Genomic DNA, 25,995 nt, shown 5'->3' on the forward strand with positions numbered 1-25,995 from the left:
GCCGCGCGCGGCTTGCACTGTCACAATTGCTGTCACAATCGTGCCACATGCGGGCTTCAGGGGCGCTCGCAGGTCAGGCGCGCCCCACGACGTGCGCCTGCCAGATGCACCAAAGGGGACATTCATGAAACTTCGTTATTCGATCGCCGCGAGCCTGATGGCTATCAGCGTCGCGACCGTCGTTGCGGCGCCGGCGGCGGCGCAGCAGATCACCACCGGCATCCAGGGCCAGGTCAACGACGACAACGGCGCGCCGATCGGCGGCGCGACGGTCGTGATCACCGACACTCGCACCGGCGCCGAGCGCACGATCACCACGGGCGCCGACGGCCGTTTCGCCGCTTCTGGCCTGGTCACCGGCGGTCCCTACACCGTCTCGGCCAATGCCGGCGCCTATGAAGGCCAGTCGCTGAGCGACGTTTACACCACGCTGCAGGGCAACACGGCCCTGACCTTCTCGCTCTCGTCGGGCGGCGGCGAAATCGTCGTCACCGGCAGCCGCGTCCGCGTGACCCAACTCGCGGTCGGCCCGGGCACCAGCTTCACCGCCGAAGTCCTGGCGAACGCCCCCAGCTTCAACCGCGACGTGCGCGACATCATTCGCCTCGACCCGCGCGTCAGCCTCGACCGCGACGACGGCGGCTCGGGCGTGGACCGCATCTCGTGCCTCGGCGGCAACGACCGCGGCAACGCCTTCACCGTCGACGGCATCAGCCAGGGCGACGTCTATGGCCTCAACGACACCGGCTTCTCGTCGCGCAGCTCGACCCCGCTGCCCTATGACGCGGTTCGCGAAACGCAGGTGCAGTTCGCACCGTTCGACGTCGATTATGGCCAGTTCACCGGCTGCGCCGTCAATGTCGTCACCAAGTCGGGGACCAACGACTATCGCTTCGGCGGATTCTTCGAATATTCGGACAACGGCATGCGCGGCGACAAACTGCCGGGCATCCCCAACGTCCCCCCGATCGAGCCCGACAAGCGCTGGGGCGTGTGGGCCGGCGGTCCGCTGATCAAGGACAAGCTGTTCATCTTCGGTGCCTATGAGCATCAGGAAGCCGGCCAGTCGCAGGACAACAATCCGACGGGTCTTGGCACCGGCCAGACCGGGATCAGCGTCGAGCAGTTCAATGCCATCTCCGACGTGCTGAGCAGCGTCTATGGCGTCGAAACCGGCCCGCTGGTCACCAACCGTCCGTTCAAGAACGACCGCTATTTCGTCCGCGCCGACTGGCAGATCAACGACCAGCACCGCCTGGAAGCGACCTATCAGCGGCTCGAGGAATCGGTGATTCGTCCCGACGACCTGTTCACGGGCAACTCGCCGCAGGCGATCGGTCTCAACACCTATTATCTGAGCGGCACCAAATCGAACTATTATTCGGGTCGTCTCTATTCGCAGTGGAACGACGACTTCTCGACCGAAATCCGCTATTCGCGCTCGGAAGTGCAGGATCTGCAGGATCCGGTCGGCGGCGGCGAAGCGCAGTCGGCGAACCCGATCCCGCGCATCATCGTCGGTATCGACAACCCGACCGGTATCGATGGCACCGTGCTGGCAGGGCCCGGCACATCGCGCTCGGCCAACGACCTGAAAACCAAGATCGACCAGTATCGCGCTGTCGCCAAGCTGGAAGTCGGCGATCACACGCTGAAGGTTGGCGCCGAGCTGAACCGCGCCGACCTGTTCAACCTGTTCGTGCAGAATGCGACCGGTACCCTGGTGTTCCGCAACATCGATGATCTGCGCGCCGGCCTGCTGTCGCCGGGCGTACGGCCCGCCGGTACGAGCCCGCTGTGCACCACCCCGACGACCACGACCACGCCGGTCAATGTCGTCAACGGCTGCACCTTCGGCGCCTTCGGCAACGTCACCGCGACGGGCGACATCAATAGCGCCGCCGCCGCCTTCACGCGCAGCCTTTATTCGATCTTCGCGCAGGACGAATGGCAGGTCACTGACGCGCTCAGCGCCGTCGCCGGTGTCCGCGTCGATTGGTACGACGGCGGGCGTCCGGACTATAATCCGGTGTTCCAGCAGCGGTACGGCATCCCGAACAACACCGGGTTCAGCAATCTCGACCCGATCGTTCTGCCGCGCCTCGCGCTGACCTATGATATGGACGATTTTGCGGTGTTCAGCCGGGCACAGCTGCGCGCCGGTGTCGGCATCTTCTCGGGCGGCGATCCGCTGGTTTGGTTCGGCAATGCCTTCCAGAACGACGGCAGCGCCTTTGCGCAGGGAACGACCGGCGCCGCCGGCTGCCCGACCGGCCAGATCGACGTCGTCGTCAATGGCCAGTTCACCGGCGTTCCGTCCTGCTTCGTGCAGGCGGCATCGACTTCGGCCGCGCGCGGCCAGGGCTTCACCCAGTCGATCGATCCCGACATCAAGCTGCCGTCGGTGCTGCGCGCCAACATCGGCTTCTCGTCGGAACTGAACTTCGCCCCCTCGGGCTTCTTCAGCGGCTGGAACCTGAACGCCGACTATATCTACAGCAAATATCGCGATGCCTACACCATCGTCGACCTCAGCCAGGTCCCCGATCCGCGTACCGGCCGCGCGTCGTTCACTGTCGATGGACGTCCGATCTATGTCACGATCGATCCGCTCAACACCGGTTGTACCGCGCAGCTGGTCGATATCACGCCGACCCCGATCTACACCGGCGTCAACAATGCGTGCTTCACCACGGCCCGCGAGGACGAGCTGATGCTGACCAATGGCGGCAGCTTCCGCAGCCATTCGGCGTCGTTCCTGCTGTCGAAGAATTTCGACGGCGGCCTCTTCACCGACGGCGGTTCCGCCTATTTCAGCTTCGGCTATGCTTTCTCGGACTCGCAGGATCGCCGGAACATGTATAATTCGACCGCGGGGTCGAACTACGACCAGACCGCCGCGTTCGACCGCCAGAACCCCGCGGCTTCGCGTGGTTTCTTCAACAGCCGTCACAACATCACGCTGTCGACGTCGTTCGAGGAAACCTTCTTCGGCGATCTGGGCACCCGCTTCGGCTTTACCGCCGTTGCCCGGTCGGGCCGTCCGTACAGCCTGACCTTCACCGGCGGTTCGGTGTTCAACGATAATGCGTCGGGCACCGACAATGCGTTGGTCTATCTGCCCACCGGGATTAACGACCCCAACATCGCGCCGCAGGTAAGCGACGCGCTGGGCAATTACGTCAGCGGATCGCGCAATGCAGAAGTCCAGAAGCTTGTCGATTTTGCGAGCGGTCTCGGCTGCGCCAAGAAATATCTGGGTCAGACGATCGCGCGCAACACTTGCTCGAACGACTGGTACTTCGACGTCGATCTGTCCTTCTCGCAGGAACTGCCCGGCCCGGGCCACCTGTTCGGCAAGAAGGACAAGATCAAGCTCTATGCCACGATGGACAATTTCCTGAACTTCCTCGACAAGGACTGGAACGTTCAGCGCCGCCGCGATTTTGCGGGTCGTCAGGATATCGCCACCGTCAGCGGCGTCGATGCACAAGGCCGGTACATCATCACCAGCGCCGCTGGCACCGATACGTTCAACGCCGACAATCTGGTCAACATCAGTTCGTCGGTGTGGCGTCTGAAGGTCGGCGTGTCGTACGAATTCTGATCGCAGGACCAACAAAAGAATATGGGCGCGGGAGGCAACTTCCGCGCCCTTTTCTTTGCGGGACGGTCGATGGAGCACGTCCCGCGGCGACCGCGAACGCGGCGTCAGCCGGCGGCGAGACGCCGCGCGGTGTCCTGGACAAGCGCGATCATGTTGGGGACGCCCTGGGTGCGGTTCGACGACAGCTGGCGCGTGAGGTCGAAGGGGGCGAGCGCGGCGGCGACGTCCATCGCCGCGACCTCGGCAGCGGGCCGGTCCTGCACCGCGGCGAGGACGAGCGCGACGATGCCCTTGGTGATCGCGGCATTGCTGTCGGCGAGGAAGTGGAGGCGGCCGTCGGCTTGCGGCACCGGATAGACCCAGACGCTGGCGCTGCAGCCGCGGACCAGCGTGGCGTCGGTCTTCAGCGCGTCGGGCATAGGGTCGAGGCTGCGCCCGAGGTCGATCAGCAGGCGATAGCGATCGTCGCCGTCCAGAAAGTCATATTCTTCGAAGATATCGTCGAGGCTGCGCATGGGCGCGCCAGTGACAGATTTGGGGAGGTCTGGAAAGGGCCCTTACCCTCTGCCTCCCGTCTTCCCCGCAAAAGCGGGGATCCGCCTTTTCCTGTCGGGCGATGTGGCCCCGGAGAAGGAAGGCGGGCCCCGGGTCGAGCCCGGGGTGACGCAGGTTTTAGAGATCCACCCCCGCCGCGATCGCTTCGAGTTTGCGCAGCCGTTCCTTGAGGTCGGCGATCTCGATGCGCGAGCCGGCGTGCGGGACGGTGGCGTCGTGCGCGACGGTGGCGACATGGCCGGCGGCGAGTTCGTCGCGCTTGAGCTGGATCCAGTCGCGCCAGCCGCGGAGCGCGACGAGGCTGACGATCGCCAGCGCGCTGAGCGCGACCGCGGCGGCGGTGAGGTCGGGAGTGATGAAAGCCATGAGCGTTGCTCCTTTGTCGGCGTTCGGGTCTTACGGGCGGTCGCGCAGCCGCTCGATCTGTTCGTCGAGGGTCGCGGCGCGGTTGCCGTCGGTGGCGATGCGTTCGAGCACCTGGATACGCTCCTTGAGCGCGCGGATTTCGGCGAGCAGGGCCTTGGTCTCTTCCTTGTCGGCGGCATTGCCGACGAAATATTCATTGCCCTTGTTGTCGCGGCGGATGCCATGCTTGGCCTTGATGATCCCGCCGATCGTCACGATGAGGACGATACCGATGACCATTTCAAACGGACCCATGGGGGAGGCTCCTTTTCTTCGTTTCAGTTGAGCGGCGCGTCGCGCAGCTTTTCGATCTCGTCGGCGACATCAATTCCCTTGTCGGTAACGATGCGCTCGAGGACACGGACGCGTTGCTCCAGCCGTTCGGTCTGCGCCGCATATTGCGCTGCTTTCTCGGCCGTCTCGCTCGTGATGGCCTTGAACTGCCGCTCCTTGAACTTGAGGTGGCGCTCATAGGCCGCGTAACCGATGCCGAGCGTGACGGGCAGCCCGACGACGATGAAGAGGATGAGAATCGTTTCCATGTCCGGTCCCTCAGTTCGCGGGGCGCCGCAGCGCCTCGATCTCGTGGCTCAGCCGGTTGCCTTCGTCGGTGACAATGCGTTCGATCACCGCGAGCCGGTCCTTGACCGAGCCCAGTTCGGCGCGGAGCTGGGCGTTTTCCTGGCTGATCAGCTTGACGCGTTCCATCGCCTCGTCGCTGGTCTTTGGATAGACCGCCTTGCCCCAGCTGTTCTCGAGCGGGTAGCCGTTCTTAACGCGGAGCCAGGTGGTGAAGACCCAGCCACCGACCCCGGCCAGGCCGACGATCGCGGCGACGGGGGCAAAGGCATTGAAGAAATCGAGATCCATGATGTGTCCCCTCAGCGCAGGCGGTCGATCTGGTCGGCGAGCTGCGCGGCCTGGCCGTTGGTTTCGGTCGCGATGCGTTCGAGCACCGAAATCCGTTCCTCGAGCCGGCCGATCTGGCTGGCGAGCTTGGCATTGTCGTCGGTCAAGAGCTTGATTTTTCGATCAGCGTCGGGGTCGGTTCGATGAACCGTGCCGCCCCATTCATTCTCGACCGGATAGCCATGCTTGGCGCGGATCCAGGTGGTGAACATCCAGCCGCCGATCGACAATGCGATGATGGCGAGGACGAAACCGGTTCCACCGAAATTCATGTGTCTTCTCCCTGTTGCCCGTCAGCCGCGCTCAGCGCAGGCTGTCGATCTCGTCGGCGAGGCGACGGTTGTGGCTGGTGTAGTACATCTCGATGTCGGCGAGCCGGCGGTCGATGTCGCGGAAGCGCGAGCGGATATCGCGGGTCGAAGCGGCGGGGTTCGAGCGCACGCCCTGCCAGAACTTCGCTTCCTCCCTCGAGCCGTAGAGCGCGAAAGGCTTGGGCGTCCCCATCCAGGCGACCATCCAGTAAGCGATCAGCGTCCAGGGGAAGCCGCCCATCAGCGTGAGCAGGACGGCGCCGACGCGGACCCAGAGCACATCGACCCCGCTATAGTCGGCGATCCCCGCGCACACGCCGCTCCATTTGGCGTTCTGCTTGTCGAGGTAGAATTTGGTGCGGCTGGCAGACATCTCAGTTCCTCCTGGTCATTTCGAGCTGCGCCAGATCTTCATCGCTGCGAACCGCGGGGCGGAAATCGGGATGGTCGGCGCTGATGATGCGTTCGACGGTGTGGAGCCGGTTCTCGAGCCGGCGGGCGGTGTCGTAGAGTTCGTCGAGCAGCTGCTCATCTTCTCCGGTCAGCGTCTTGGCCTGCTTCCACTTGGTGACATAGTGGAGGATCAGCCAGGGCAGACCGAGGAAGAGCGTGCCGATAACGATCGGGACAATGATCACTTCTTCCATCGGTCCGACTCCTTAGTTCTTGCCCTGCGCGGCCTTCAGCGCGGCGAGTTCGTCGGCGACCTTGTCGGCGGCCTGCAGCTCGGCGATCTCCTCGTCGAGCGACTTCTTGTAGCCCAGGCCGAGCGCATCGGCACGGCCTTCGGCCTCGTCGACGCGGCGCTCGAGTATCTCGAAACGCGAGAAGGCATCTTCGACGCGGTCGCCGTTGGTCATCTCGCGCAGCTTGTAGCGATTCTCGGCGCTTTCGAGGCGGTTGACGACGCTCGACTGGCGCGCGCGCGCTTCGCTGAGCTTCTTCTGCAGCTTGGCGATATCGGCTTCATAACCCGCGAGCGCCTCGTCGAGGACCGCGATCTCGCTCTTCAGCCGTTCGGCCATGTCGCCGGCCTTCTGCTTTTCGACGAGCGCGGCGGTGGCGAGGTCTTCGCGGTCCTTCGACAGCGCGAGTTCGGCCTTTTCCTTCCAGCTGTCCTGCAGGCTTTCGAGCTTGGCGATGTGGCGGCGCATTTCCTTCTGGTCCGCGATGGTGCGGGCGGCGGAAGCGCGAACTTCGACCAGCGTCTCGTTCATCTCGAAGATGATCTGGCGGATCATCTTTTCGGGATCCTCGGCGCGGTCGAGCAGGTCGGTGACGTTGGCGGCGATGATGTCGCGGGTGCGTGAAAAAATACCCATTTGACTAAACTCCTGTCGAAATATTCGAGACCTTGTTTGTTAAAAAATGCTGGTGCCGGGGCGGGGCAAGGGGGGAGAGTGCCCCGGCACCAGTGCCGGTCAAGCCATCGGGCTGACCGCCGGGGTTGCTGCAGCGGCCGCCAGCGCCATCCCGCCCGGGGAAGCGGCGATGTCGAAGGCGACTTTGGGCTGGTCGATCACGCCGACGAGGATCGCCAGAGCGCCGGTCGCGCTGAGCGCGAAGGTGGTGGCCTGGGCAAATATCGTCTTCATGTCGGTCGTCCCTTTTTCGCTGCACCGGTGCGAGTTGCGCCGGTTCGCAAGACACTATGCAGGGGGCGTGCCAATTGTCCGAACCCACGCGAAACTGCGCAACTTCACGCTGAAATCGCATCGACGGACAATTTCTCTTGCCAATCAGCGGGAAAATTTGCCAATCATTGGGAATGGAGCGCGAAACGCAATTTATCGGCCAGTCGGCGGCCTTCCAGGATGCGGTCGAACGCGCCAGCCTCGCGGCGTCGCTCGACCGGCCGGTCCTGATCATCGGAGAGCGCGGCACGGGCAAGGAGCTGATCGCCGAGCGCCTGCACCGGCTGTCGACGCGCTGGGACCGCCCCTATGTGATCATGAACTGCGCCGCGATGCCCGAGACGCTGATCGAGAGCGAGCTGTTCGGGCACGAGGCGGGCGCCTTCACCGGCGCGACGCGGACGCGTGCGGGACGCTTCGAAGAGGCCGACGGCGGCACGCTCTTCCTCGACGAGCTGGCGACGATGTCGATGGGCGCGCAGGAGCGGCTGCTGCGCGCGGTCGAATATGGCGAGGTCACCCGCGTCGGCTCGTCGCGCCCGATCCGCGTCGACGTGCGCATCGTCGCGGCGACCAACGAACATCTGCCCGCGCTGGTCGACGACAATCGGTTCCGCGCCGACTTGCTCGACCGGCTGTCGTTCGAGGTCATCACCCTGCCCCCGCTGCGCGCGCGCGAGGGCGATATCGAGGTGCTGGCCGAATATTTCGGGACGCGCATGGCGGCGGTGCTCGGCTGGGACGAATGGCCGGGCTTCGGCCCGCGCGCGCTTGCGGCGATGGAGGGGCACGACTGGCCCGGCAATGTCCGCGAGCTCCGCAATGTGATCGAGCGCGGCATCTATCGCTGGGCCGACCCGTCGAAGCCCGTCGATGCGCTGAGCTTCGATCCCTTCGCGAGTCCCTGGCAGCCGGCGGTGCGCAAGCCCACCGCCATGACCGAAGCGGCCAAACTGCCCGCGGGCACGCCTGCCGAAGCGCCCACGCCCGCCGCGCCGCCGTCGGGGGCGGTGACCGACCTCCGCGCGACGGTCGATGCCTATGAAAAGCAGATCTTGGCCGACACCATGGCGCGCTGCCGCTTCAACCAGAAGATCGCCGCCGAAGCGCTGGGACTGAGCTACGACCAGATCCGCCATGCGCTCAAGAAGCATGGGCTGAATTGAACCAGATCCTCCCCACGCGAAGCGATGGGGAGGTGGCAGCGGCGCAGCCGCTGACGGAGGGGTCGACGCCGTCAGGCGTCGGTGCAAGGCCAGACCCCTCCACCACGCCCTACGGGCGCGGTCCCCCTCCCCAACGCTTCGCGATGGGGAGGATCTTTACTCCCCCGGCAGCTGCTTGCTCAGCGCCTCGATCACCGCATCCTGCGCCGCGACCGTTTCGGCCAGGCGCTCGCGCAGTGCGTAGATGTCGGGGAGGCCGTCGATCGCTTCCGCGGTGGTGCGCTCGACATAAAGCCGGTCGATGTCCCCGAGCGCGGCGGTGATCGGCGCGCGCGCGGCGACGAGGCGCGAGATCGCCTGCTGCGCGACGACCCAGGATTCGCTCGCGACGGGCGCGCCCGCAGCAGCGGTGACCAGCGCCACCGTCGAGCCGCGCTCCGCGGCAAAGGCTTGCTGCGCGGCGCTGCCGTCGGCGTCCCAGCGCGCGAGGCGTCCGGCGAGGTCGGCGGGCAGCGGCCCCGGCGGCGGCACCACGACCGCGGGCGGCGCGACGTTGAGCCGCCCCTCGATCGGGCGCTTTGCGAGCGAGGGCGCACCGCTGCTCTGCGCGGCGGCGCACGCCGAAAGCCCCAGCGACGCGACAAGGGCGGGAATGAGAAAGGCGATGCGCTGCATAATATCCCCTGATATGGACCCCGCACCCAAGCGGCAAGCGCCGAATCGGCAACGCGCGAGCGAATCGGGCGCAAGCCGCAAAAAGCCGCAAAAGCACGGGAATATGCGGTTGACAGCGCGGCCCGCGCTCGTTAGTGGGCCTGACTTTCCCGCATGCCGGAAAAATCGCCTGCTTCGGCGGGTGACTGGCAGCGCGGGTGTTTTAGTTTCTGATTGGATGGAAGACCATGTTCGCAATCGTGCGCACGGGCGGCAAGCAGTATCGCGTCGCCGCTGGAGACAAGATCGCCGTCGAGAAGATCGCCGGTGAAGCTGGCGACACCGTGTCGCTGGGCGACATCCTGCTGGCCGGTGACGGCGGCGAAGTGAAGAGCGCCGAAGGCCTCGTCGTTTCGGCCGAGATCATCGCCCAGACGCGCGGCGAAAAGGTCATCGTCTTCAAGAAGCGCCGCCGGCACAACTACCGTCGCCGCAACGGTCACCGCCAGTCGCTGACGCTGCTGCGCATCCTCGCCGTCGGCGAAGCCAAGAAGGCCGCGCCGAAGAAGGAAGCCGCGCCGAAGGAAGAGGCTGCTCCGGCAACCGAAGCCAAGGCCGCTCCCGCCGCGGAAGCTCCCAAGAAGGAAGCCGCGCCCAAGAAGGCTGCTGCTCCCAAGAAGGAAGCCGCTCCCAAGGCCGAAGCCGCCGAAAAGAAGCCCGCTGCCAAGAAGGCAGCCCCCAAGAAGGAAGCCTGAGCGCGAACCCGCGGCTCGGCCCAAGATTTAAGGAGCATCAGTCATGGCACATAAGAAAGCAGGCGGTTCTTCGCGCAACGGTCGCGACTCAGCCGGCCGCCGCCTTGGCGTGAAGAAGTTCGGCGGTCAGGAAGTGATCGGCGGCAACATCATCGTGCGCCAGCGCGGGACCAAGGTGTACCCGGGCGTCAACGTCGGCATCGGCAAGGATCACACCCTGTTCGCCACCGCCGACGGCCGCGTGCGATTCCACGACGGCAAGCTCGGCCGTAAATATGTCTCGGTCGACATGATGGCCGAAGCCGCCGAATAAGGACGATCGCTAAAGGGTCGTCCCCAGGGATGACCCGGAGCTGTCCTTTCCGCCCCAAGCGGAAACCAGGTTCGAAAGAGGGAGACGGGTCACCCCCGGTCTCCCTTTTTTCTTGCCCGTTATCCATCACTTGGCAAACGGGCGCGAAAATCGGGCCGATCATCTCCCTCTCTATCGATTGTCGTCAAAGCGTCACCATCTGGCGCCACGGCGACAGGCAATTGGGAGTGACAAAATATGTTCGCGCGTACCGAAAGACTGTTGCTGCGGCCCGGCTGGATCGAGGACGCCCCCGCGCTGGCGCAGGCGATCGGCGAGGAAAGCGTGGTGCGCAACCTCGCGACCGCGCCCTGGCCCTATCATGAGGCGCAGGCGATGGAGTTTCTCGCCAAGCCGATCAACCCCGCCGAGCCGCGCTTCCTGATCTTCAGCCGCACCGGCGGCGCGCCGCGCCTCGTCGGCGGTTGCGGCATTTCGCCCGCCCCCGAAGGCGGCCTCGAAATGGGTTACTGGATCGCGCGTCCCTATTGGGGGCTGGGCTTCGCGACGGAGGCCGGGCGCCAGCTGGTGCGCATCGCACGCGCGATGCAACTGCCCCGGCTCGCCGCGGGCCATTTCCTCGACAACCCCGCCTCGGGCGCGGTGCTGCGCAAGCTCGGCTTCAAGCCCACCGGGGCGGTCGCAAAGCGCTATAGTCTGGCGCGCGGCGGCGAAGCCGATTGTGCGCTGTTCGAGGAAGGTGACGCCGACGACGGCGCCGTCACCCCGATGCGTGATCGCATCGGGGTGGACGAGGATTTTCGTCAGGAGCTGCGGCTGCTGGCGGCGTAACGCTCCCCTCCCGCTTGCGGGAGGGGATTGCTTCACCCTCGCAATTTCCCAGCCATGCCGATGATGTCGTCGAGCGGGTTGCCGTCGCCGTCGAGGTCGAGGAGGCTGCCGAGCCCGCCCAGCGCCCCGCTGCCGCTGCCCGCCGCCGGCGCCGCGCCGCCGCCCATCGCACCGCCGAGCACATTGCCCAGCATGCCGCCGAAACCGCCGCCGCTATTCGTCCCGTCGCCCTGCTTCGCCATATAGCCCGCGACGAGCATCGCGAGGATCGGCAGCATCTTCTTGAGCGTGCCCGCATCGATCCCGGTCTTCGCCGCGGCATCGCCCGCGACGCTGCGGCTGACCTCCTTGGTCCCGAAGATCTGGCCGAGCACATCGTTGCCCGCCTCGACCGGCGTCGGTTCGGGGCTGAGCACCGCGTCGAGCAGCCCGCCGCCGCCGAGCTGGCCGAGCAGGCCGCCGAGTCCCCCCAGGGCATCGCCGCCGCCGCTGCCGGCACCCTGCGCCTGCTTCTTGAAGCCGCCGAGGATCGCGGGGAGCAGCGCCTCGGCGCCCTGTTTCGCCATCGCGGGCGGGATGCCGAGGTCCTTGGCCATCGATTCGATGCCGCCGGTCTGGCTCAGGATTTCGGTCAGATTCATGATCTTATGCTCCCACTGCGGCGCGCGGATCGAAAGGCGGCACCGGGCGTTATCATAGCAGCGTGCGGGCGGGGGACGAGCCGTTCATTGGGCTGTCATCTCCCCATGCGCAAGCCTAGGCTGCGGCCGCGCGACTCCGCCCCCGGAGCCTGCGCCGCCGCATCAATGTGGGAGCATCACCATGGGTATTTTCAGCAAGATCAAGGACGCGATTTTCGGCAAGAAGGCGGAGGCCGCGACGCCTGCTCCCGCCGCCCCCGCGACGACCGCCGCGCCCGCCGCGCCGCAGCCCGTCCCCGCCGCGCCCGTCGCGATCGGCGAGGTCGATGTGGAGGCGATCCTGTCGGCACAGGCCGCGAACGCCGGGCAGGATCTCAACTGGCGCACCTCGATCGTCGATCTGATGAAATTGCTCGACATCGACCCGAGCCTCGCCAACCGCAAGGAGCTCGCGACCGAGCTCGGCTACACCGGCGCACTCGACGGCAGCGCCGAGATGAACATCTGGCTGCACAAGGCGGTGATGCGCGAGTTGGCGGCGAACGGCGGCACGGTGCCCGCCGACCTCACGGACTGACCAACGCGCGATAATTTTCGACTGGGGCCGGGCAAGCTTGAGCTTCCCCGGCCCCTTTTCGTTGACCGCCGCGCGCGCGCGCCTAGACAGGTTTCAACCGAAACAAGTCGCGCAAGGGAGCCGCCCGTGTCCAATCCGCTTTCCGCCCCGATCAGCCGCCGCCAGACGCTCGCCGCGCTCGGCGCGGGGACCGTGAGCTTCGCCGTCGCCGGCCCGGCCGCTGCCGAGACGATCGTGACCGGTCCGCGCACCAGCCCCGCCGACGCGCTGCTCCAGTCGATCGCCGACAATCTGCTGGCGCAGTCGCCCGAGGGCGCGACCTCGCTCGGCATCGATACCGGCGACCGCGCCGCCGCGCGCGCCAAGCTCGGCGACCGCTCGGCCGCAGGGATGCGGGCGCTCGCCGACACGCTGAAGGCCGATGTCGCGCGCGTGCGCGCCTTCGACAAGAGCGGGCTCGACCACAAGACGCGCACCAGCCTGGCGGTGGTCGACAGCGCGTACAGCGTGGCGCTCGACGGCTTTGCCCTGCCCTATGGCGACGTCGCGGTCGGCGGCTGGCGCAACACGCCCTATGTCGTGATCCAGAATGTCGGGGCCTATCTCGACATCCCGAAATTCCTCGACAGCGATCATCCGGTGAAGAATGCCGCCGACGCCGAGGCCTATCTCTCGCGCCTCAATGCCTTCCCCGGCGTGCTCGACGGCGAGACCGAGCGCCTCAAGGCCGCGGGCGGCATGGGGCTGATCGCCCCTGCCTTCCTGATCGACAAGGCGGTCAAGCAGATGGAGGCGAGCCTGGCCGACGCCAAGGCCGGCGGATCGATGGTCGAAAGCCTCGTCCGCCGCACCGGCGAGGCGAAGATCGCCGGCGACTGGAATGCGCGTTCGGCGAAGATCGTCCAGGGCCCCGTCGCCGCGGCGCTCGAACGCCAGCTCGCCGAACTCAAGGCCCAGCGCCCCAAGGCGACGATGGACGCTGGAATGTGGGCAAGACCGGGCGGCGACGAATGGTACGCCTGGGGCCTCCGCGCGAGCACGACGACGCGCATGACCCCCGACGAGGTCCATGCGATGGGGCGCGAGGAACTCGCCGCGCTGCACGGCCAGATGGACCCGATCCTCCGCAAGATCGGCTATACCGAGGGCTCGGTCGGCGACCGGATGGTCGCGCTCGCCAAGGACCCGAAGTATAAGTTCCCCGACAATGACGCCGGCCGCGCCGAGATCGTCGCCTATATCCAGACCTGGCTCGGCAAGATCCGCGCCGAGCTGCCGCGCGCCTTCCGCACGCTCGTGAAGGGCAATGTCGAGGTAAAGCGGCTGCCGCTGGCCGAGGAACCCGGCGCGCCCGCGGCCTATGGCGGCGCGGGATCGATCGACGGCAGCATCCCGGGACGCTTCTGGATCAATCTCCGCACCACCGAACTGCACAGCAAATATTCGCTGCCCGACCTGACGATGCACGAGGCGATCCCTGGTCACGCCTGGCAGGGCGAATATGCGCATGCGATGCCGCTGATCCGCACGATGCTGGCGTTCAACGCCTATTCGGAAGGATGGGCGCTCTACGCCGAACAGCTTGCGGACGAACTCGGCCTCTACGACGATTTCGAGGTCGGGCGGCTGGGCTATCTGCAATCGCTGGCGTTCCGCGCCTGCCGCCTGGTCGTCGACACCGGCCTCCACGCCAAGCGCTGGACGCGCGAGCAGGGCGTCGAGTTTTTCGTCAAGGAAAATGGCTCGAACCCGCTCGAGGTCGCAAGCGAGGTCGACCGCTATTGCAGCTGGGCCGGGCAGGCCTGCGGCTACAAGGTCGGGCATAGCGAGATCGTGCGGCAGCGCGGCCTTGCGCAAAAGGCGCTGGGCGCGAAATACGACCTCCGCGATTTCGACGATGTCGTGGTCAAGGGCGGCAATGTGCCACTCGACGTGCTGGCGCAGAATGTCGAAGAATATGTGAAGGGCGCGAAGGGCTGATGCGTTTCCTCGCAACCGCGCTGGGCGCGCTCTTGATGGCCGCGCCCGGCACGGCGGAAAATTCCCCGCCGCGCGTCCAAATCGTGACGAGCGACGTCGAGCGATTCTATGCGCTGTACGACGACCCCGCGCTCACCGCCGATCCAGATGCGCTCGCGACGCGCTATCTCGCCGATGCCTCGCCGGGGCTCGAGGAGTTCATGGTCATGCGCCGGATCACGCCCGAACGCGTTGCGAAGGCGCTGCGCGAAAAACCGGAGCTCTTTGCCGACGCGCGCGGCTGTGCCGCCACGCTCGGCAACGTCCGCGGCCGGTTGACCGCGGCCGCCGATCGGTTGGCGGAGCTTTATCCGCCGGCGATCTTCCCGCCGATCACCATCGCGATCAGCCGCGGCACGCCTGTCGCCGCAGCGAACGGCAAGGGGCTGTACGTCTCGCTCGAAGCGCTTTGCGCGGCGAAATTCTTCGAGGCCGACGACGAGGATCGTTTCGTCCATGTGAGCGCACGAATATGTCCATGCCCAGCAACCGCTGGCGCAGGTCGAAAGCGAGAATGACACGGTGCTCCACGCCGCGCTCGTCGAGGGGGCTGCGGAGTTTGTCGCCGAACAGATCAGCGGATCGGTCGCTGCCACCCATTTGCACCGCTGGGCGGCTGGACGCGAAAAGGAAGTGGAGACCGCCTTCCTCGCCGAAAAGGACGGCAAGGCGAATGATTCGCGCTGGGTCTACAACCAGCTCGGCACCGAAGACTGGCCCGGCGACCTCGGTTACTGGGTCGGGTATCGCGTCGCGAAGGCCTATTATCAGCGCAGCCCCGACAAGCAGGCGGCGATAAAGGCCATCATCGAGATGAAGGACCCGGCCGCCTTTCTCGTCGAAAGCGGCTGGACGCCGGGGATGACACTCTAGGCCGGCAGTGGCGCCAGATCGGGCGCGACGAACCCGCGCCGCGCCGGCACCGAGAAGAGCAGCTCGCGGCTGTAGAAGCGCAAGGGCCAGTCGCGGCGGCCGACGTCGGAACGCAGCATCGCGTTGACGCGCGCCGCCAGCCCCGTCTCTTCGGTCTCGGACAGGAACAGCCGCACCCCCGCAACATAAGCTCGCGTAATGCTGTCGTGATAGCCGCCATGGTCGTCGTTCACGCCGCCGACGCTTTCGTTGAAGCGGCTGATGATCGCCGCGATGTCGGCGTCGATGTCGATATCGGGGCGCTCGCTGAGCAGCCACAGGCACGCGCCGAGATGCGCCTCGTGCGTCCAGGCTTCGCGCGGCAGGGTGCGTGCGAGCAGGCCCTCGCCGATCGCGCGGATGTCGGAATCGCGCTCGATCAGGCGCGGCGAAAAATCGGTAGTCATCGGTCCGGTCCTTCCGGGTGAATGCCACCCGGAAGTTTCCGGGTCAATTATGCTGCGACGGCGGCCTGCGGGGCGGCCTGGCGGACGCCTTCGTCGACATGCTCCGCAAATTGCGCGAAGTTGTCGATGAATTGCTCGACCAGCGATTGTGCCGTGCGATCATAGGCCGCCTTGTCGGCCCAGGCTTCGCGCGGGTCGAGCAGCGCCGAATCGACGCCCGGCACCGCGACGGGCACCTGGAAGCCGAAATTCGGATCCTTGCGGAATTCGGCGTCGTTCAGGCTGCCGTCGAGCGCGGCGTTGAGCAGCGCGCGGGTCGCCTTGATCGGCATACGCTTGATGCCGTCCATCGTCGCCATGCCGCCGGTCCAGCCGGTGTTGACCAGCCAGCACTGGACGCCGCCCTTGGCGATGCGCTCCTTGAGGAGGTTGCCATAGACCGACGGGTGGCGCGGCATGAAGGGCGCGCCGAAGCAGGTCGAGAAGGTCGCCTCGGGCTCGGTCACGCCGATTTCGGTGCCGGCGACACGCGCGGTATAGCCCGAAAGGAAATGGTACATCGCCTGGTCGGGGGTCAGCTTCGCGATCGGGGGCAGCACGCCATAGGCGTCGGCGGTGAGCATGATGATGTTGTGCGGCACCGGACCCATATTCTTTTCCGAGGTGTTCGGAATGAAATCGATCGGATAGCTGCCGCGGCTGTTCTCGGCGAGGCTCGCGTCGTCGAAGTCGAGTTCGCGCGTCTCGGCGTCCATCACGACATTTTCGAGCACGGTGCCGAAGCGCTTGGTGGTCGCGTAGATTTCGGGCTCGGCCTCGGGCGAGAGGCGGATCATCTTGGCGTAGCAGCCGCCCTCGAAATTGAAGACCGCGGTGTCCGACCAGCCATGCTCGTCGTCGCCGATCAATGTGCGCGAGGCGTCGGCCGACAGCGTCGTTTTGCCGGTGCCGCTGAGGCCGAAGAAGACCGCGGTGTCGCCGTTCGGACCGATGTTGGCCGAGCAGTGCATCGGCATCACGCCCTTCACGGGGAGCAGATAGTTGAGGATGCCGAACACCGACTTCTTCATCTCGCCGGCGTACTGCGTGCCGCCGATCAGGATCAGTTTCTCGCTGAAATTGACCGCGATCACCGTTTCGGTGCGCGAGCCATGCTTCGCCGGGTCGGCGCGGAAGCTCGGCAGGTCGATGATCGTATATTCGGCCGCGAACGACGCCAGCTCGTCGGCCGTCGGGCGGCAGAGCAGCGTACGAATGAACTGGCTGTGCCAGGCGAATTCAGTGACGACCTGCACCGCGACGCGGTGCTCGGGCTGCGAGCCGCCGAACAGCTGCTGGCGATAGAGGCGCGGGCGCTCGGCGAGGTGCGCGAGGAAATCGGCCTTGAGCGCCGCGAAATGATCCGGCGTCATCGGGACGTTGGTCTTGCCCCACCAGATGGTGTCGCGGGTCTCGTCGTCCTGGACGATGAATTTGTCCTTCGCCGAACGACCGGTGTGCTTGCCCGTCGCGACGACGAGCGGGCCGTCCTTGGCGAGTCGGCCTTCGCCCTGGCGCACGGCCTCCTCGATCAGCTGCGCCGTGCCCCAGTTTTCGGCCACTTCCGCCGCCGTTTTCACGGTCGTCGAACCGATCACCACATCCGTCATGACTCAAGCCTTTCCCAAACTTTCGTCCGCCTTTGCATACCTATGCAGCGCGTGCCAAGCGAAAGCGCTGGGCCCGCATGAACATGGGTGCCGACGGGACGTCGAATTCCGAAATTGCGGCCGCGTTAGCGAGGTTGGAGGATGAGGTCAAAAGATTAAAACCCGGTTCGGCGCCCGCGCCCTAAGGGAACCGGTGGCAAGCACACTCGCCCCTTCCCCCTCGATGGGGAAGGATACGGAGCCTTGGCCGCAGAGCGGCCTAGGCGGAGTTGGATGGGGGTGAAGGTGCGTCCTTCGGCCTTCGTGTCAGGCCGAGAGCGCACCCCCTCCGCTGCGACTAACGAACAAGTTCGTAAGTCTCGCTGCCTCCCCCATCGAGGGGGAGGAACTGTGGGGAACCCCATGGGACCGCGCGATGTTGTGACCGGGCGGCACATCGGCTAGTTGCCTGGACGTCCGCCCAACTGGAAAGAGCATGACGGCAACCATCGCGCTGGTCGACGACGACCGCAACATCCTGCAATCCTTGTCGATCGCGCTCCAGGCCGAGGGCTTCGTCACGCGCGTCTATTCAGACGGCGAGGCAGCGCTGAAGCCGCTGATCGACAATCCGCCCGACCTGGCGGTGTTCGATGTCAAGATGCCGCGCATGGACGGGCTCGAACTGCTGCGCCGTCTGCGCGAAAAGAGCCAGCTGCCGGTGATCTTCCTGACCAGCAAGGACGACGAGATCGACGAGGCGCTGGGGCTCGCGATGGGCGCCGACGATTATATCGCCAAGCCCTTCTCACAGCGACTGGTGATCGCGCGCATTCGCGCGATCCTCCGCCGCGTCGAGCTCAACAAAAATGCGCCGGGCGACGAGGACGAGCCCGTCGCCGACCCGATCACCCGCGGGCGCCTCAGCATGGACCCCGCAAGGCACAAGGTCGAATGGGACGGCAAGGACGTGACGCTGACCGTCACCGAATTCCTGATCCTCGAAACGCTGGCGAGCCGCCCGGGCATCGTGCGCAGCCGCAACCAGCTGATGGACGCGGCCTATCAGGACGACGTCTATATCGACGACCGCACGATCGACAGCCACATCAAGCGCCTGCGCCGCAAGTTCCGCGAGGTCGACCCCGAATTCGACGCGATCGCGACGCTCTATGGGGCGGGCTACCGTTTTGCCGACGAAGGCTGATCTGGCGCGCGACGCCGAGGACCAGCCTTTGGTCTGGTCGGCGCGCTGGTCGCTGACGACGCGCATCCTGGCGGTCAATATCGTCGCGATCGCGCTGCTTGCGGGCGGCTTTTTTTACCTCGACACCTATCGCAGCCGGCTGGTCGATACGCGCGTCGGGGTGATGGAGGATCAGCTCGCGCAGCTCGACGACGCGCTCGAGGCGGCGCGCCCCGACCAGCGCCAGCGACTGATCGACGCTTTCACCCGCGCGACCGCGTCGCGGCTGCGCTTCTACGCCGCCGACGGCACGCGCCGCTACGACAGCTTCGACCATGGGCCGCCGACCTATACTTTGCGCGATCCCAATATCCAGCCGTGGAAGCGCGACGCCGCGCGCGCGATGGACCGCGGCATCGACTGGATCGTCGGCGCCCCCAATTATCCCGATTTCGAGGAGCCCGAAGTCGATCGCGGCGCCGCCTGGCCCGAGGTCGTGCAGACGCTGAAGAGCGGCGCCGGCACGACGCGCTTCCGCTACGCGCCAGAACGCACGCCTTTGCTGACCGCGACGCGGATCGTCGACCTCGACACGCCGCAGGTGATGCTGATGACGCTGAACGCGCGCGACATCACGCGCACCGTGCGCGCCGAGCGCTTCCGCCTCGCGGTGGTCGTCGCGATCGTGCTGCTGACCTCGGTGCTGCTCTCGCTCTTTCTCGCGCGCACGATCGTGCGGCCGCTGCGCAAGCTCGCGCGCGCCGCGGTGCGCGTGCGGCTGGGGCGCGCGCGCGAGGTCGTCGTGCCGCGCCTGCCGAGCCGCCGCGACGAGATCGGGACGCTCGCGCGTGCGCTCAGCGACATGACGCAGGCGCTGCGCGAACGCATCGACGCGGGCGAGCATTTCGCCGCCGACGTGACGCACGAGCTCAAGAACCCGATCGCTTCGGTGCGCTCGGCGATCGAGGGGCTGGGCCGCGTCAAGACCGACGAACAACGCGCGCAATTGCTGGCCATTGCGGACGAGGATGTAAGGCGGCTCGACCGGCTGGTCACCGACATCAGCGACGCGAGCCGCATCGACGCGCAATTGTCGCGCACCAGTTTCGAGCCGATCGACGTCGGGCTGATGATCGAATCGATGCTCGCCTCGCGCGCGGCGCGGGCCGAGAGCAAGGACGTGCCGCAACCGCGCATCGCCTTCGCGCGCCCGCGCAAGGGCACGACGATGGTGATGGGTGATGGCCATCGGCTCGAACGCGTGATCGACAATGTCATCGACAATGCGATCAGCTTCTCGCCCCCCGGCGGGCTGGTCTGCGTGCGCGCGACGCGGCTGGGCAGCGACGTCCATATCGGGGTCGACGACGATGGCCCCGGCATCGAGCCCGCGCAGCGCGACGCCATTTTCCGCCGTTTCCACAGCGAGCGCCCCGACGGCGCCTTCGGCCGCCACAGCGGGCTCGGCCTCGCGATCGCGCGGACGATCGTCGAGGGGCACAGCGGCCATATCGCCGCGCGCGACCGTGACGACGGCCAGCCGGGCGCGAGCCTGCTGATCACCCTGCCCGCGGCGGAAGCGGCGAGTGGAGAGAATTGATCGTCGGCTTGCAGCCGTGCTGACACGCCGGTAAGCCTCTCCGCCATGCTGCCGCGCCGGACCGCACTCGATATCGTCAATATCCACGCCAGCTGCGTCGCAGCGGGCAGCCGCGGCATCTTGATCCTCGGCGCGTCGGGACAGGGCAAGTCCGACCTCGCGCTGCGGCTGATCGACCGCGGCGCGCGGCTGGTCGCCGACGACCGCTGCGACATCTGGTTCGACCGCGGCCGCCTGTGGTGCCGCCCGCCCGCGAAGCTCGCGGGCAAGATGGAGGTGCGCGGGATCGGCATCGTCGACCAGCCCTTCGTCGCGCCGGTCCCGCTCGCGCTCGCGGTGCGCCTCAGCGAGCGCCCCGAGCGCATGCCGCCTGCGAACCAGAGCGAGACGGTCGCGGGGCATGCCCTGCCCGCGCTGCTGCTCGCGGGATTCGAGGCGTCGGCGCCGATCAAGGTGCTGATGGCGCTCGACCGACTGGGTATGGCATCATGAGCGACGACGGCCAGCGCCTGCTGCTCGTCACCGGCCTCTCGGGCGCGGGCAAGTCGACGGTGCTGAAAGTACTCGAGGATCTGGGCTGGGAGGTCGTCGACAATCTGCCGCCCGCGCTGCTCGACGCCTTGCTCGCAGCGCCCGCGGGAAAGGGGCGCGAGGGCCGCCCGCTCGCGATCGGCATCGACAGCCGGAGCCGCGGCTTCAAGCCCGCGCCGCTGGTCAAGCGGATGAAGGAATTGCGCGAGGCGGGCGGGCGCGACATCGACACGCTCTTCCTCGACTGCGCGGGCGCCGAGCTCGAACGCCGCTTCTCCGAGACGCGGCGGCGCCATCCGATGGCCGAGGACCGTCCCGCCGCCGACGGCATCGCGCGCGAGCGCGAGACGATGGAGCCGCTCCGCCGCTGGGCGCAGCACGTCATCGACACCACCAATTACTCGAGCAACGATTTGCAGCAGGAAGTGCGGCAGCGCTTCGGCGAGGCAGGGACCGACGAGCCCGTGCTGAGCGTGCTGAGCTTCGGCTTCGCGCGCGGGTTGCCGCGCAACGCCGACCTGGTGTTCGACATGCGGTACCTGCGCAACCCGCATTGGGACCCGGCGCTCAAACCCGGCACCGGGCTCGACCCTGCGGTCGCCGCCTATGTGATGGCCGACCCCGCCTATGCGGCGACCATCGCGCAGATCGAGTCGCTGCTGCTCGCGCTCCTCCCGCGCTACCGCGCCGAGGGGAAGAGCTATGTCACCATCGCCTTCGGGTGCACCGGCGGGCGCCACCGCTCGGTCCATGTCGCCGAACGTGTGGCCGCTACGCTACGCGCAGCGGGTCATGCGCCGACGGTGACCCACCGCAACCTTGACTCCGCCCCGCAAGATGGGCTTGAGGGCAAGCCCCCGTCCGCGTCTCCCGCATCCGGCGGCAAACAGATATAAGGGTCTCGACTGCATGGGCACCGACAAGGCATTGCCGCTTCTTGGAATGGTATTGGTGACCCATGGCCGCCTCGCCGAGGAAATGGTGACCGCGATGGAGCATGTCGTCGGGCCGCAGCGCGCGATCGCGACGGTGTGCATCGGCCCCAACGACAATATGGAGATGCGGCGCAAGGAAATCGCCGACGCGATCCATAAGGTCGACGAGGGCCGCGGCGTCATCATGCTGACCGACCTGTTCGGCGGCACGCCGTCGAACCTCGCGATCAGCCTGCTCGACGCCGGGCGCACCGAGGTGATCGCGGGCGTGAACCTGCCGATGCTGATCCGCCTCGAAAGCGCGCGCAAGACCATGGAACTCCGCCCGGCGGTGATCGCCGCGAAAGAGGCGGGGCAGAAATATATCTCCGTCGCATCCGAAATGCTGGGGGTGGGCCCATGAATGAAACGAGCGAGACGGTCGAGATCACCAACCAGCGCGGCCTCCACGCGCGCGCGAGCGCCAAGTTCGTGACCTTCGTCAGCCGCCTGCCCGAGACCGTGTCGGTCGAGGTCGAAAAGGGCGGGTCGCGGGTCAACGGCACCTCGATCATGGGGCTGATGATGCTGGGCGCCGCGAAGGGCGATTCGATCACCATCCACACGAAGGGCGACGGCGCCGACGCGGCGCTGCTCAAGCTGGTCGGGCTGGTCAAGGACAGCTTCGGCGAGGATTGACGGCATGACCCAGACGGGCCGCCGCTCCCGCATCGAGAGTTTTTCCAACCCGCTGGTCAAGCGGATGCGGCTGCTGCGCGAAAAGCGGCATCGCCGCGCCGAGGGGCTGTTCCTCGCCGAGGGGCTGCGCATCGCGACCGAGGCGCGCGACGCGGGGGTGCTGCCGAAGTGGCTGTTCCTTGCCGAAGAGGGCGCTGCGCATCCGCTGGCGCAGGCGCTGGTGAGCGCGACGCTGGCGAGCGGCGGCGAGGTGATCGACACCACGCCCGCGATCCTGTCGAAGCTGTCGGGCAAGGAAAACGCGCAGGCGATCGTCGCGATCTACGCCGAGCCGAAGACCTTGCTGACCGACCTCGACCGCAATACCGCGCCGATCTGGCTGGTCGCCGAGCGGCTGCGCGATCCGGGCAATCTCGGCACGATGCTGCGCACCGGCGACGCGGTCGGCGCGGGCGGGCTGATCCTGCTAGGCGAATCTACCGACCCCTATGGCGTCGAGGCGGTGCGCGCCAGCATGGGGGCAATCTTCACTCAGCGGCTGGTGCAGGCCGAGTGGGACGATTTCCTCCCCTGGCTGCGCGGCGGACCGGGACAGCTCGTCGCGACCTGGCTGGGCGAGGATACGGTCGACTATCAGGCGGTGCGCTACGCGGCGCCGACCTTCGTCCTCGTCGGCAACGAATCGCAGGGCATGCCCGAGGCCTATGCCGCGGCCGCCGATATGCGCGTGAAGATGCCGATGATGGGCAAGGCCGACAGCCTAAACGCCGCAGTCGCGGCGGCGGTGATGGCCTATGAGGTGCTGAACCAGCGGCGGAACTGAACGGCAGCCACGGGGCGCATTCAGCATAGCGCCAGCAGCGCGCAACTACACCGTCCCCTCTTCCGTTCGTGGCGAGCGAAGTCGAGACACGCGAGCACCGCGCCAGACGCATCTCGACTGCGCTCGATGCAAAGGGGTTTTGGAGAGACGACCATGTTCAAACCGCTCGCCGCACTGATGCTGAGCCTCGCCCTCGCCGCCTGCGTCCCGACCGCCGACGCGCCGCAGACCCCCGGCACCCCGCCCGCCGCGAGCTATTTCGCGCTCGGCACCGAGCCCGGCTGGACGCTCGAGATCACGCAAGGCCTGCTTAATTACGACGGCGACTATGGCGATACCAAGATTCTGGTCCCAAACCCGGGCGCGCGGCCGAGCTTCAACGGCGAGCGTTACGTCACCCAGCGGCTGACCGTCGACATCACGCACGGCGAATGCAGCGACGGGATGAGCGACCGGCGCTATCGCGACAAGGTGACGCTAACCGCCGACGGCAAGACGGTGACGGGCTGCGGCGGCGGCATATTGCCGCCCACCGAGCTTGCGGGCACCAACTGGAGTTTCGTGTCGATCGGCGGCGTCGCGGTGGCGAAGGACCGGCCGACGTCGTTGGTGTTCGAGGCTGGACGGCTGAGCGGCAGCGCGGGGTGCAACCGCTTTTCGGGCAGCTACGAGCGCGCGGATGGCATGCTGACCGCCGGACCGCTGATGGCGACCAAGATGGCGTGCCCGGGCGCGGGCATGACGCAGGAGAACGCCTTCTTCGAACTGATGCGCGGGCCGGTGAGCCTCGACTTCCCGAGCGACGGCACACTGATCCTGACCGGCGCCGAGGGACGCACGGCGGTGCTGAAGCGAGTGATCTAGAAAGCGGCGATCTAGATCGTCGCATTTATCACAATGCCGTCATTCCCGCGAAGGCGGGAATCCAGCTTTCTCCTTCTTTGTGTTCTTTGCGCCTTTGCGTGAGATTATTTTGAGTCACGCAAAGGCGCAAAGAACGCAAAGGGTGTTGGGGTCAGCCGTCGGTGCCAAGCGGTCGACGAAACGAAGAAAGCTGGATTCCCGCCTTCGCGGGAATGACGAAGCGGGGCTACTCCCCGTCGTTGACCGCCGCCGGGGCGCTGGCCAGCTTGGCAAGCGGACGCGACGTCTGTTCGGCCACCGGCAGCACCGCGATCTCCTTGTCGCCGGTCTCGATATCGAGGGCCTCAAAGCGCCGCGCCTGCGTCAGCACTTGGCTTTCGAAGCTGCCGACGAAGGCGTTATACGCGCCCGTCGCCTGGTCGAGATTTTTGCCGACGCGGGCGATATGCGACCCCATCACCGACATGCGCGCATAAAGCTCTTTCCCAAGCGCGGCGATCTCGCGCGCCTGTCCGGCGAGCTTTTCCTGCCGCCACACCGCGGCGACGGTGCGCGCGATCGCGATGAGGTTGGTCGGGGTCGCGAGCAGTACCTTGCGGTCGAAGGCATAGTCCCAGAGGCCGGCGTCGTGGTCGAGCGCCGCGGCGAGGAAATGTTCGCCGGGCACGAACATCACGACATAATCGGGGGTGTCGTCGAACTGGTTCCAATAGCTTTTGGCGCCGAGCGTGTTGACATGCGCCTTCATCGCCGCGGCGTGCGCGGCGAGATGCGCCGCCTTTTCGCTCTCATCGACCGCGCCGAACGCATCTTGGTACGCGTTGAGCGACACCTTTGCGTCGATCACCAGATTTTGCCCGCCGGGGACGCGCACGACGACGTCGGGGCGGAGACGCCCGCCGTCGCCGTCCACGACGCTGACCTCGGTCTGGAAATCGGCATGTTCGGAAAGCCCGCAGCTTTCGAGCACGTTGCGGAGCTGCTGCTCACCCCAGCGCCCGCGTGCCTTGGGGGCGTTGCGCAGCGCATTGACCAGCTTCGCCGCCTCGCTCGACACGCGTTCGGTGCCCGCGCGCATCGATTCGATCTGGCCATGGAGGAGGCCGAAGGCGTCGCGCCGCTCGGCCTCGACCTTGCCGACCGCTTCCTCATATTTCTGGAGCCGCTCGTGCACGGGGTTCAGCAGCGCCTTCAAATTCTGCCCCGCGCTCTCCTCGCTCTGGCGGAAGCGCGCGTCGGCGCGTTCGAGAAAGGCCTTTTGCGCCTCGCCGAGCATCGTCTGGCCGACCTCGCGGAACTGCGCGGTGAGCGCGGCCTGCGCGTCCTTCAATTGTGCGATCTGCGCCGCATGCGCTTCATCGCGGGCGCGCTGTTCGCTGACCAGCCCCGCGAGCTGGAGATCGGCCGCCTTGCGCGCCTCGGCCTCGGCGGCGAGGTCGGTCACCGCACTCTTGAACCGCTCGGTCAGGCTGTCGCGCTCGGCCTTGAGCGCCCCCGCCTGCCGCCCCGCAAAAAGCCAGCCGATCAGCCCCCCGATTGCGAGGGCGGCAAGGGCGAGCAGAAGCGAGAGCGGGTCCATGCGCGGAACATAGGACGAACGCCGGGCGCTTGACCAGCGGATTATTTCTTGGCGAAGGGGTCGTCGCGGTCGGCCGTGAGAATGCCGTCGATCATCTTCGTCAGCGCGGCGACCTTCTTTTCGGGATGCGCCGGAGTCTCGCATGTGTTCGAAAGCCGCGTCTCGCTGCCGTCGGCGTTCGCCGCCTCGATCACCGTGTGGCAGAGATAGCCCGTGCCGCTGCCGTCATGGATGAACCACTGGACATGGTCGTCGTCCATCTCGCGCGCCTCGACCGTGCGGTCCTCGGCACCCTCGAGGCTGCCCGCCGGATAGCCGCGGTTGACGAGATGGCTGCGCACCTCGCCCGCGGTGAGCTTGTAGGTTGCCGGACTGCTCCCGGCTTCGCTGCTGCATGCGGTTAGCGTGGCAAGCGCAAACATCGCCAGCAAATGCGTTTTCATTTTCCCGTCCCCCATGAAAATGACGGGGACGG

Annotated in this window: 33 protein-coding genes; 17 read left to right on the plus strand and 16 right to left on the minus strand. The window is 66.6% G+C overall.

What is annotated here, in order from left to right; all coding sequences use genetic code 11:
• The first annotated feature begins 124 nt into the window (after positions 1-124).
• Complete coding sequence (locus tag BWQ93_RS13390; protein WP_077030983.1) at positions 125-3,607, plus strand: TonB-dependent receptor; 3,483 nt, start codon at positions 125-127, stop codon at positions 3,605-3,607.
• 104 nt (positions 3,608-3,711) lie between these two features.
• Here BWQ93_RS13390 and BWQ93_RS13395 read toward each other — a convergent pair whose 3' ends face one another.
• The 10 genes from BWQ93_RS13395 to BWQ93_RS20835 all read right to left on the minus strand — a co-directional run bounded on the left by BWQ93_RS13395 (position 3,712) and on the right by BWQ93_RS20835 (position 7,382).
• Positions 3,712-4,122: a SufE family protein gene (locus tag BWQ93_RS13395; protein WP_077030984.1), complete on the minus strand. Its 411-nt coding sequence runs from the start codon at positions 4,120-4,122 to the stop codon at positions 3,712-3,714.
• Positions 4,123-4,279: 157 nt separating this feature from the next.
• Positions 4,280-4,528, minus strand: coding sequence for a hypothetical protein (locus BWQ93_RS13400; protein ID WP_058807404.1), 249 nt, complete (start codon positions 4,526-4,528; stop codon positions 4,280-4,282).
• 30 nt (positions 4,529-4,558) lie between these two features.
• On the minus strand, positions 4,559-4,822 hold the full coding sequence (locus BWQ93_RS13405) for a hypothetical protein (protein WP_077030985.1): 264 nt from the start codon (positions 4,820-4,822) through the stop codon (positions 4,559-4,561).
• Positions 4,823-4,845: 23 nt separating this feature from the next.
• Positions 4,846-5,109, minus strand: coding sequence for a hypothetical protein (locus BWQ93_RS13410; protein ID WP_077030986.1), 264 nt, complete (start codon positions 5,107-5,109; stop codon positions 4,846-4,848).
• A gap of 10 nt (positions 5,110-5,119) precedes the next feature.
• Entirely contained in the window at positions 5,120-5,437 is a 318-nt protein-coding gene (locus BWQ93_RS13415; RefSeq protein ID WP_077030987.1) for a hypothetical protein, read from the minus strand.
• Between the two features lie 11 nt (positions 5,438-5,448).
• Positions 5,449-5,748, minus strand: coding sequence for a hypothetical protein (locus BWQ93_RS13420; protein WP_077030988.1), 300 nt, complete (start codon positions 5,746-5,748; stop codon positions 5,449-5,451).
• Positions 5,749-5,779: 31 nt separating this feature from the next.
• On the minus strand, positions 5,780-6,160 hold the full coding sequence (pspC, locus tag BWQ93_RS13425) for an envelope stress response membrane protein PspC (protein WP_077030989.1): 381 nt from the start codon (positions 6,158-6,160) through the stop codon (positions 5,780-5,782).
• A 1-nt stretch (position 6,161) separates the two neighbouring features.
• Positions 6,162-6,434, minus strand: a complete 273-nt coding sequence (gene pspB, locus BWQ93_RS13430; RefSeq protein ID WP_058807398.1) for an envelope stress response membrane protein PspB — start codon at positions 6,432-6,434, stop codon at positions 6,162-6,164.
• Between the two features lie 12 nt (positions 6,435-6,446).
• Positions 6,447-7,109 carry a phage shock protein PspA gene (pspA, locus tag BWQ93_RS13435; protein WP_077030990.1) on the minus strand — a complete coding sequence of 221 codons (663 nt, stop codon included), beginning with the start codon at positions 7,107-7,109 and terminating at the stop codon, positions 6,447-6,449.
• Positions 7,110-7,208: 99 nt separating this feature from the next.
• Positions 7,209-7,382, minus strand: coding sequence for a hypothetical protein (locus tag BWQ93_RS20835; RefSeq protein ID WP_156878237.1), 174 nt, complete (start codon positions 7,380-7,382; stop codon positions 7,209-7,211).
• Positions 7,383-7,555: 173 nt separating this feature from the next.
• Between BWQ93_RS20835 and pspF the strand changes: the two genes are divergently transcribed.
• Complete coding sequence (gene pspF / locus BWQ93_RS13440) at positions 7,556-8,587, plus strand: phage shock protein operon transcriptional activator (protein WP_077030991.1); 1,032 nt, start codon at positions 7,556-7,558, stop codon at positions 8,585-8,587.
• Positions 8,588-8,743: 156 nt separating this feature from the next.
• Here the strand turns inward: pspF and BWQ93_RS13445 are convergent, their stop codons facing one another.
• Positions 8,744-9,262: a hypothetical protein gene (locus tag BWQ93_RS13445; protein ID WP_077030992.1), complete on the minus strand. Its 519-nt coding sequence runs from the start codon at positions 9,260-9,262 to the stop codon at positions 8,744-8,746.
• A gap of 227 nt (positions 9,263-9,489) precedes the next feature.
• Between BWQ93_RS13445 and rplU the strand changes: the two genes are divergently transcribed.
• The 3 genes from rplU to BWQ93_RS13460 all read left to right on the plus strand — a co-directional run bounded on the left by rplU (position 9,490) and on the right by BWQ93_RS13460 (position 11,140).
• Entirely contained in the window at positions 9,490-9,996 is a 507-nt protein-coding gene (gene rplU, locus BWQ93_RS13450) for a 50S ribosomal protein L21 (RefSeq protein ID WP_077030993.1), read from the plus strand.
• Between the two features lie 43 nt (positions 9,997-10,039).
• On the plus strand, positions 10,040-10,309 hold the full coding sequence (rpmA, locus tag BWQ93_RS13455) for a 50S ribosomal protein L27 (protein WP_054589052.1): 270 nt from the start codon (positions 10,040-10,042) through the stop codon (positions 10,307-10,309).
• A 237-nt stretch (positions 10,310-10,546) separates the two neighbouring features.
• A complete protein-coding gene (locus tag BWQ93_RS13460) occupies positions 10,547-11,140 on the plus strand; it encodes a GNAT family N-acetyltransferase (RefSeq protein ID WP_077030994.1) in 594 nt (197 codons plus the stop codon).
• Positions 11,141-11,172: 32 nt separating this feature from the next.
• On the opposite strand, the gene BWQ93_RS13465 is transcribed toward BWQ93_RS13460, so the two are convergent.
• Entirely contained in the window at positions 11,173-11,781 is a 609-nt protein-coding gene (locus BWQ93_RS13465) for a DUF937 domain-containing protein (RefSeq protein ID WP_077030995.1), read from the minus strand.
• Positions 11,782-11,962: 181 nt separating this feature from the next.
• On the opposite strand from BWQ93_RS13465, the gene BWQ93_RS13470 reads away from it, so the two are divergent.
• The 4 genes from BWQ93_RS13470 to BWQ93_RS20540 all read left to right on the plus strand — a co-directional run bounded on the left by BWQ93_RS13470 (position 11,963) and on the right by BWQ93_RS20540 (position 15,250).
• Positions 11,963-12,358, plus strand: a complete 396-nt coding sequence (locus BWQ93_RS13470) for a DUF3597 domain-containing protein (RefSeq protein WP_077030996.1) — start codon at positions 11,963-11,965, stop codon at positions 12,356-12,358.
• Positions 12,359-12,484: 126 nt separating this feature from the next.
• On the plus strand, positions 12,485-14,338 hold the full coding sequence (locus BWQ93_RS13475) for a DUF885 domain-containing protein (protein ID WP_077030997.1): 1,854 nt from the start codon (positions 12,485-12,487) through the stop codon (positions 14,336-14,338).
• Entirely contained in the window at positions 14,338-14,895 is a 558-nt protein-coding gene (locus BWQ93_RS20535; RefSeq protein WP_083720883.1) for a hypothetical protein, read from the plus strand. The genes BWQ93_RS13475 and BWQ93_RS20535 overlap by 1 nt, the downstream gene beginning before the upstream one ends.
• A gap of 4 nt (positions 14,896-14,899) precedes the next feature.
• Complete coding sequence (locus BWQ93_RS20540) at positions 14,900-15,250, plus strand: hypothetical protein (RefSeq protein ID WP_232314607.1); 351 nt, start codon at positions 14,900-14,902, stop codon at positions 15,248-15,250.
• On the opposite strand, the gene BWQ93_RS13485 is transcribed toward BWQ93_RS20540, so the two are convergent.
• Entirely contained in the window at positions 15,247-15,696 is a 450-nt protein-coding gene (locus BWQ93_RS13485; RefSeq protein ID WP_077030998.1) for a hypothetical protein, read from the minus strand. The genes BWQ93_RS20540 and BWQ93_RS13485 overlap by 4 nt on opposite strands.
• 47 nt (positions 15,697-15,743) lie before the next feature.
• The gene (locus BWQ93_RS13490) at positions 15,744-17,345 is read right to left on the minus strand and encodes a phosphoenolpyruvate carboxykinase (RefSeq protein WP_077030999.1); all 1,602 of its coding nucleotides are present in this window, start codon (positions 17,343-17,345) and stop codon (positions 15,744-15,746) included.
• A 475-nt stretch (positions 17,346-17,820) separates the two neighbouring features.
• Here BWQ93_RS13490 and BWQ93_RS13495 point away from each other — a divergent pair, with 475 nt between their 5' ends.
• The 8 genes from BWQ93_RS13495 to BWQ93_RS13530 all read left to right on the plus strand — a co-directional run bounded on the left by BWQ93_RS13495 (position 17,821) and on the right by BWQ93_RS13530 (position 23,941).
• Positions 17,821-18,531, plus strand: coding sequence for a response regulator transcription factor (locus BWQ93_RS13495; RefSeq protein WP_077031000.1), 711 nt, complete (start codon positions 17,821-17,823; stop codon positions 18,529-18,531).
• Positions 18,497-20,110, plus strand: coding sequence for a sensor histidine kinase (locus BWQ93_RS13500; RefSeq protein ID WP_077031001.1), 1,614 nt, complete (start codon positions 18,497-18,499; stop codon positions 20,108-20,110). The genes BWQ93_RS13495 and BWQ93_RS13500 overlap by 35 nt, the downstream gene beginning before the upstream one ends.
• A 45-nt stretch (positions 20,111-20,155) precedes the next feature.
• On the plus strand, positions 20,156-20,602 hold the full coding sequence (locus tag BWQ93_RS13505; protein ID WP_077031002.1) for an HPr kinase/phosphorylase: 447 nt from the start codon (positions 20,156-20,158) through the stop codon (positions 20,600-20,602).
• Positions 20,599-21,537 carry an RNase adapter RapZ gene (rapZ, locus tag BWQ93_RS13510; RefSeq protein WP_077031003.1) on the plus strand — a complete coding sequence of 313 codons (939 nt, stop codon included), beginning with the start codon at positions 20,599-20,601 and terminating at the stop codon, positions 21,535-21,537. Before BWQ93_RS13505 ends, rapZ begins: the two co-directional genes overlap by 4 nt.
• Positions 21,538-21,583: 46 nt before the next feature.
• A complete protein-coding gene (locus tag BWQ93_RS13515; protein WP_249024813.1) occupies positions 21,584-21,979 on the plus strand; it encodes a PTS sugar transporter subunit IIA in 396 nt (131 codons plus the stop codon).
• Complete coding sequence (locus tag BWQ93_RS13520) at positions 21,976-22,254, plus strand: HPr family phosphocarrier protein (protein WP_058807382.1); 279 nt, start codon at positions 21,976-21,978, stop codon at positions 22,252-22,254. Before BWQ93_RS13515 ends, BWQ93_RS13520 begins: the two co-directional genes overlap by 4 nt.
• A 4-nt stretch (positions 22,255-22,258) precedes the next feature.
• Complete coding sequence (locus BWQ93_RS13525) at positions 22,259-23,077, plus strand: TrmH family RNA methyltransferase (RefSeq protein WP_077031005.1); 819 nt, start codon at positions 22,259-22,261, stop codon at positions 23,075-23,077.
• A gap of 153 nt (positions 23,078-23,230) precedes the next feature.
• On the plus strand, positions 23,231-23,941 hold the full coding sequence (locus tag BWQ93_RS13530) for an META domain-containing protein (RefSeq protein ID WP_077031006.1): 711 nt from the start codon (positions 23,231-23,233) through the stop codon (positions 23,939-23,941).
• Between the two features lie 226 nt (positions 23,942-24,167).
• Here BWQ93_RS13530 and BWQ93_RS13535 read toward each other — a convergent pair whose 3' ends face one another.
• Both BWQ93_RS13535 and BWQ93_RS13540 read right to left on the minus strand, forming a co-directional pair.
• Entirely contained in the window at positions 24,168-25,520 is a 1,353-nt protein-coding gene (locus BWQ93_RS13535; protein WP_077031007.1) for a DNA recombination protein RmuC, read from the minus strand.
• A gap of 41 nt (positions 25,521-25,561) precedes the next feature.
• Positions 25,562-25,963 carry a hypothetical protein gene (locus BWQ93_RS13540; protein ID WP_077031008.1) on the minus strand — a complete coding sequence of 134 codons (402 nt, stop codon included), beginning with the start codon at positions 25,961-25,963 and terminating at the stop codon, positions 25,562-25,564.
• Positions 25,964-25,995: the final 32 nt, after the last annotated feature.

This window comes from Sphingopyxis sp. QXT-31 (assembly GCF_001984035.1).
Lineage (GTDB): Bacteria > Pseudomonadota > Alphaproteobacteria > Sphingomonadales > Sphingomonadaceae > Sphingopyxis.

What these genes read in the sequence shown, in the direction of transcription:
- BWQ93_RS13410 (WP_077030986.1), bottom strand. Translation starts at nt 5,109, where the DNA reads ATGGAAACGATTCTCATCCTCTTCATCGTCGTCGGGCTGCCCGTCACG.
- BWQ93_RS13500 (WP_077031001.1), top strand. Translation starts at nt 18,497, where the DNA reads ATGGGGCGGGCTACCGTTTTGCCGACGAAGGCTGATCTGGCGCGCGAC.
- BWQ93_RS13395 (WP_077030984.1), bottom strand. Translation starts at nt 4,122, where the DNA reads ATGCGCAGCCTCGACGATATCTTCGAAGAATATGACTTTCTGGACGGC.
- BWQ93_RS13415 (WP_077030987.1), bottom strand. Translation starts at nt 5,437, where the DNA reads ATGGATCTCGATTTCTTCAATGCCTTTGCCCCCGTCGCCGCGATCGTC.
- BWQ93_RS13400 (WP_058807404.1), bottom strand. Translation starts at nt 4,528, where the DNA reads ATGGCTTTCATCACTCCCGACCTCACCGCCGCCGCGGTCGCGCTCAGC.
- rplU (WP_077030993.1), top strand. Translation starts at nt 9,490, where the DNA reads ATGTTCGCAATCGTGCGCACGGGCGGCAAGCAGTATCGCGTCGCCGCT.
- BWQ93_RS13525 (WP_077031005.1), top strand. Translation starts at nt 22,259, where the DNA reads ATGACCCAGACGGGCCGCCGCTCCCGCATCGAGAGTTTTTCCAACCCG.
- rpmA (WP_054589052.1), top strand. Translation starts at nt 10,040, where the DNA reads ATGGCACATAAGAAAGCAGGCGGTTCTTCGCGCAACGGTCGCGACTCA.
- pspC (WP_077030989.1), bottom strand. Translation starts at nt 6,160, where the DNA reads ATGTCTGCCAGCCGCACCAAATTCTACCTCGACAAGCAGAACGCCAAA.
- pspA (WP_077030990.1), bottom strand. Translation starts at nt 7,109, where the DNA reads ATGGGTATTTTTTCACGCACCCGCGACATCATCGCCGCCAACGTCACC.
- BWQ93_RS13505 (WP_077031002.1), top strand. Translation starts at nt 20,156, where the DNA reads ATGCTGCCGCGCCGGACCGCACTCGATATCGTCAATATCCACGCCAGC.
- pspB (WP_058807398.1), bottom strand. Translation starts at nt 6,434, where the DNA reads ATGGAAGAAGTGATCATTGTCCCGATCGTTATCGGCACGCTCTTCCTC.
- rapZ (WP_077031003.1), top strand. Translation starts at nt 20,599, where the DNA reads ATGAGCGACGACGGCCAGCGCCTGCTGCTCGTCACCGGCCTCTCGGGC.
- BWQ93_RS13405 (WP_077030985.1), bottom strand. Translation starts at nt 4,822, where the DNA reads ATGGGTCCGTTTGAAATGGTCATCGGTATCGTCCTCATCGTGACGATC.
- BWQ93_RS13445 (WP_077030992.1), bottom strand. Translation starts at nt 9,262, where the DNA reads ATGCAGCGCATCGCCTTTCTCATTCCCGCCCTTGTCGCGTCGCTGGGG.
- BWQ93_RS13530 (WP_077031006.1), top strand. Translation starts at nt 23,231, where the DNA reads ATGTTCAAACCGCTCGCCGCACTGATGCTGAGCCTCGCCCTCGCCGCC.
- BWQ93_RS13390 (WP_077030983.1), top strand. Translation starts at nt 125, where the DNA reads ATGAAACTTCGTTATTCGATCGCCGCGAGCCTGATGGCTATCAGCGTC.
- BWQ93_RS13495 (WP_077031000.1), top strand. Translation starts at nt 17,821, where the DNA reads ATGACGGCAACCATCGCGCTGGTCGACGACGACCGCAACATCCTGCAA.
- BWQ93_RS20535 (WP_083720883.1), top strand. Translation starts at nt 14,338, where the DNA reads ATGCGTTTCCTCGCAACCGCGCTGGGCGCGCTCTTGATGGCCGCGCCC.
- BWQ93_RS13515 (WP_249024813.1), top strand. Translation starts at nt 21,584, where the DNA reads ATGGTATTGGTGACCCATGGCCGCCTCGCCGAGGAAATGGTGACCGCG.
- BWQ93_RS20835 (WP_156878237.1), bottom strand. Translation starts at nt 7,382, where the DNA reads ATGAAGACGATATTTGCCCAGGCCACCACCTTCGCGCTCAGCGCGACC.
- pspF (WP_077030991.1), top strand. Translation starts at nt 7,556, where the DNA reads ATGGAGCGCGAAACGCAATTTATCGGCCAGTCGGCGGCCTTCCAGGAT.
- BWQ93_RS13420 (WP_077030988.1), bottom strand. Translation starts at nt 5,748, where the DNA reads ATGAATTTCGGTGGAACCGGTTTCGTCCTCGCCATCATCGCATTGTCG.
- BWQ93_RS13540 (WP_077031008.1), bottom strand. Translation starts at nt 25,963, where the DNA reads ATGAAAACGCATTTGCTGGCGATGTTTGCGCTTGCCACGCTAACCGCA.
- BWQ93_RS13535 (WP_077031007.1), bottom strand. Translation starts at nt 25,520, where the DNA reads ATGGACCCGCTCTCGCTTCTGCTCGCCCTTGCCGCCCTCGCAATCGGG.
- BWQ93_RS13520 (WP_058807382.1), top strand. Translation starts at nt 21,976, where the DNA reads ATGAATGAAACGAGCGAGACGGTCGAGATCACCAACCAGCGCGGCCTC.
- BWQ93_RS13470 (WP_077030996.1), top strand. Translation starts at nt 11,963, where the DNA reads ATGGGTATTTTCAGCAAGATCAAGGACGCGATTTTCGGCAAGAAGGCG.
- BWQ93_RS13490 (WP_077030999.1), bottom strand. Translation starts at nt 17,345, where the DNA reads ATGACGGATGTGGTGATCGGTTCGACGACCGTGAAAACGGCGGCGGAA.
- BWQ93_RS13485 (WP_077030998.1), bottom strand. Translation starts at nt 15,696, where the DNA reads ATGACTACCGATTTTTCGCCGCGCCTGATCGAGCGCGATTCCGACATC.
- BWQ93_RS13460 (WP_077030994.1), top strand. Translation starts at nt 10,547, where the DNA reads ATGTTCGCGCGTACCGAAAGACTGTTGCTGCGGCCCGGCTGGATCGAG.
- BWQ93_RS13465 (WP_077030995.1), bottom strand. Translation starts at nt 11,781, where the DNA reads ATGAATCTGACCGAAATCCTGAGCCAGACCGGCGGCATCGAATCGATG.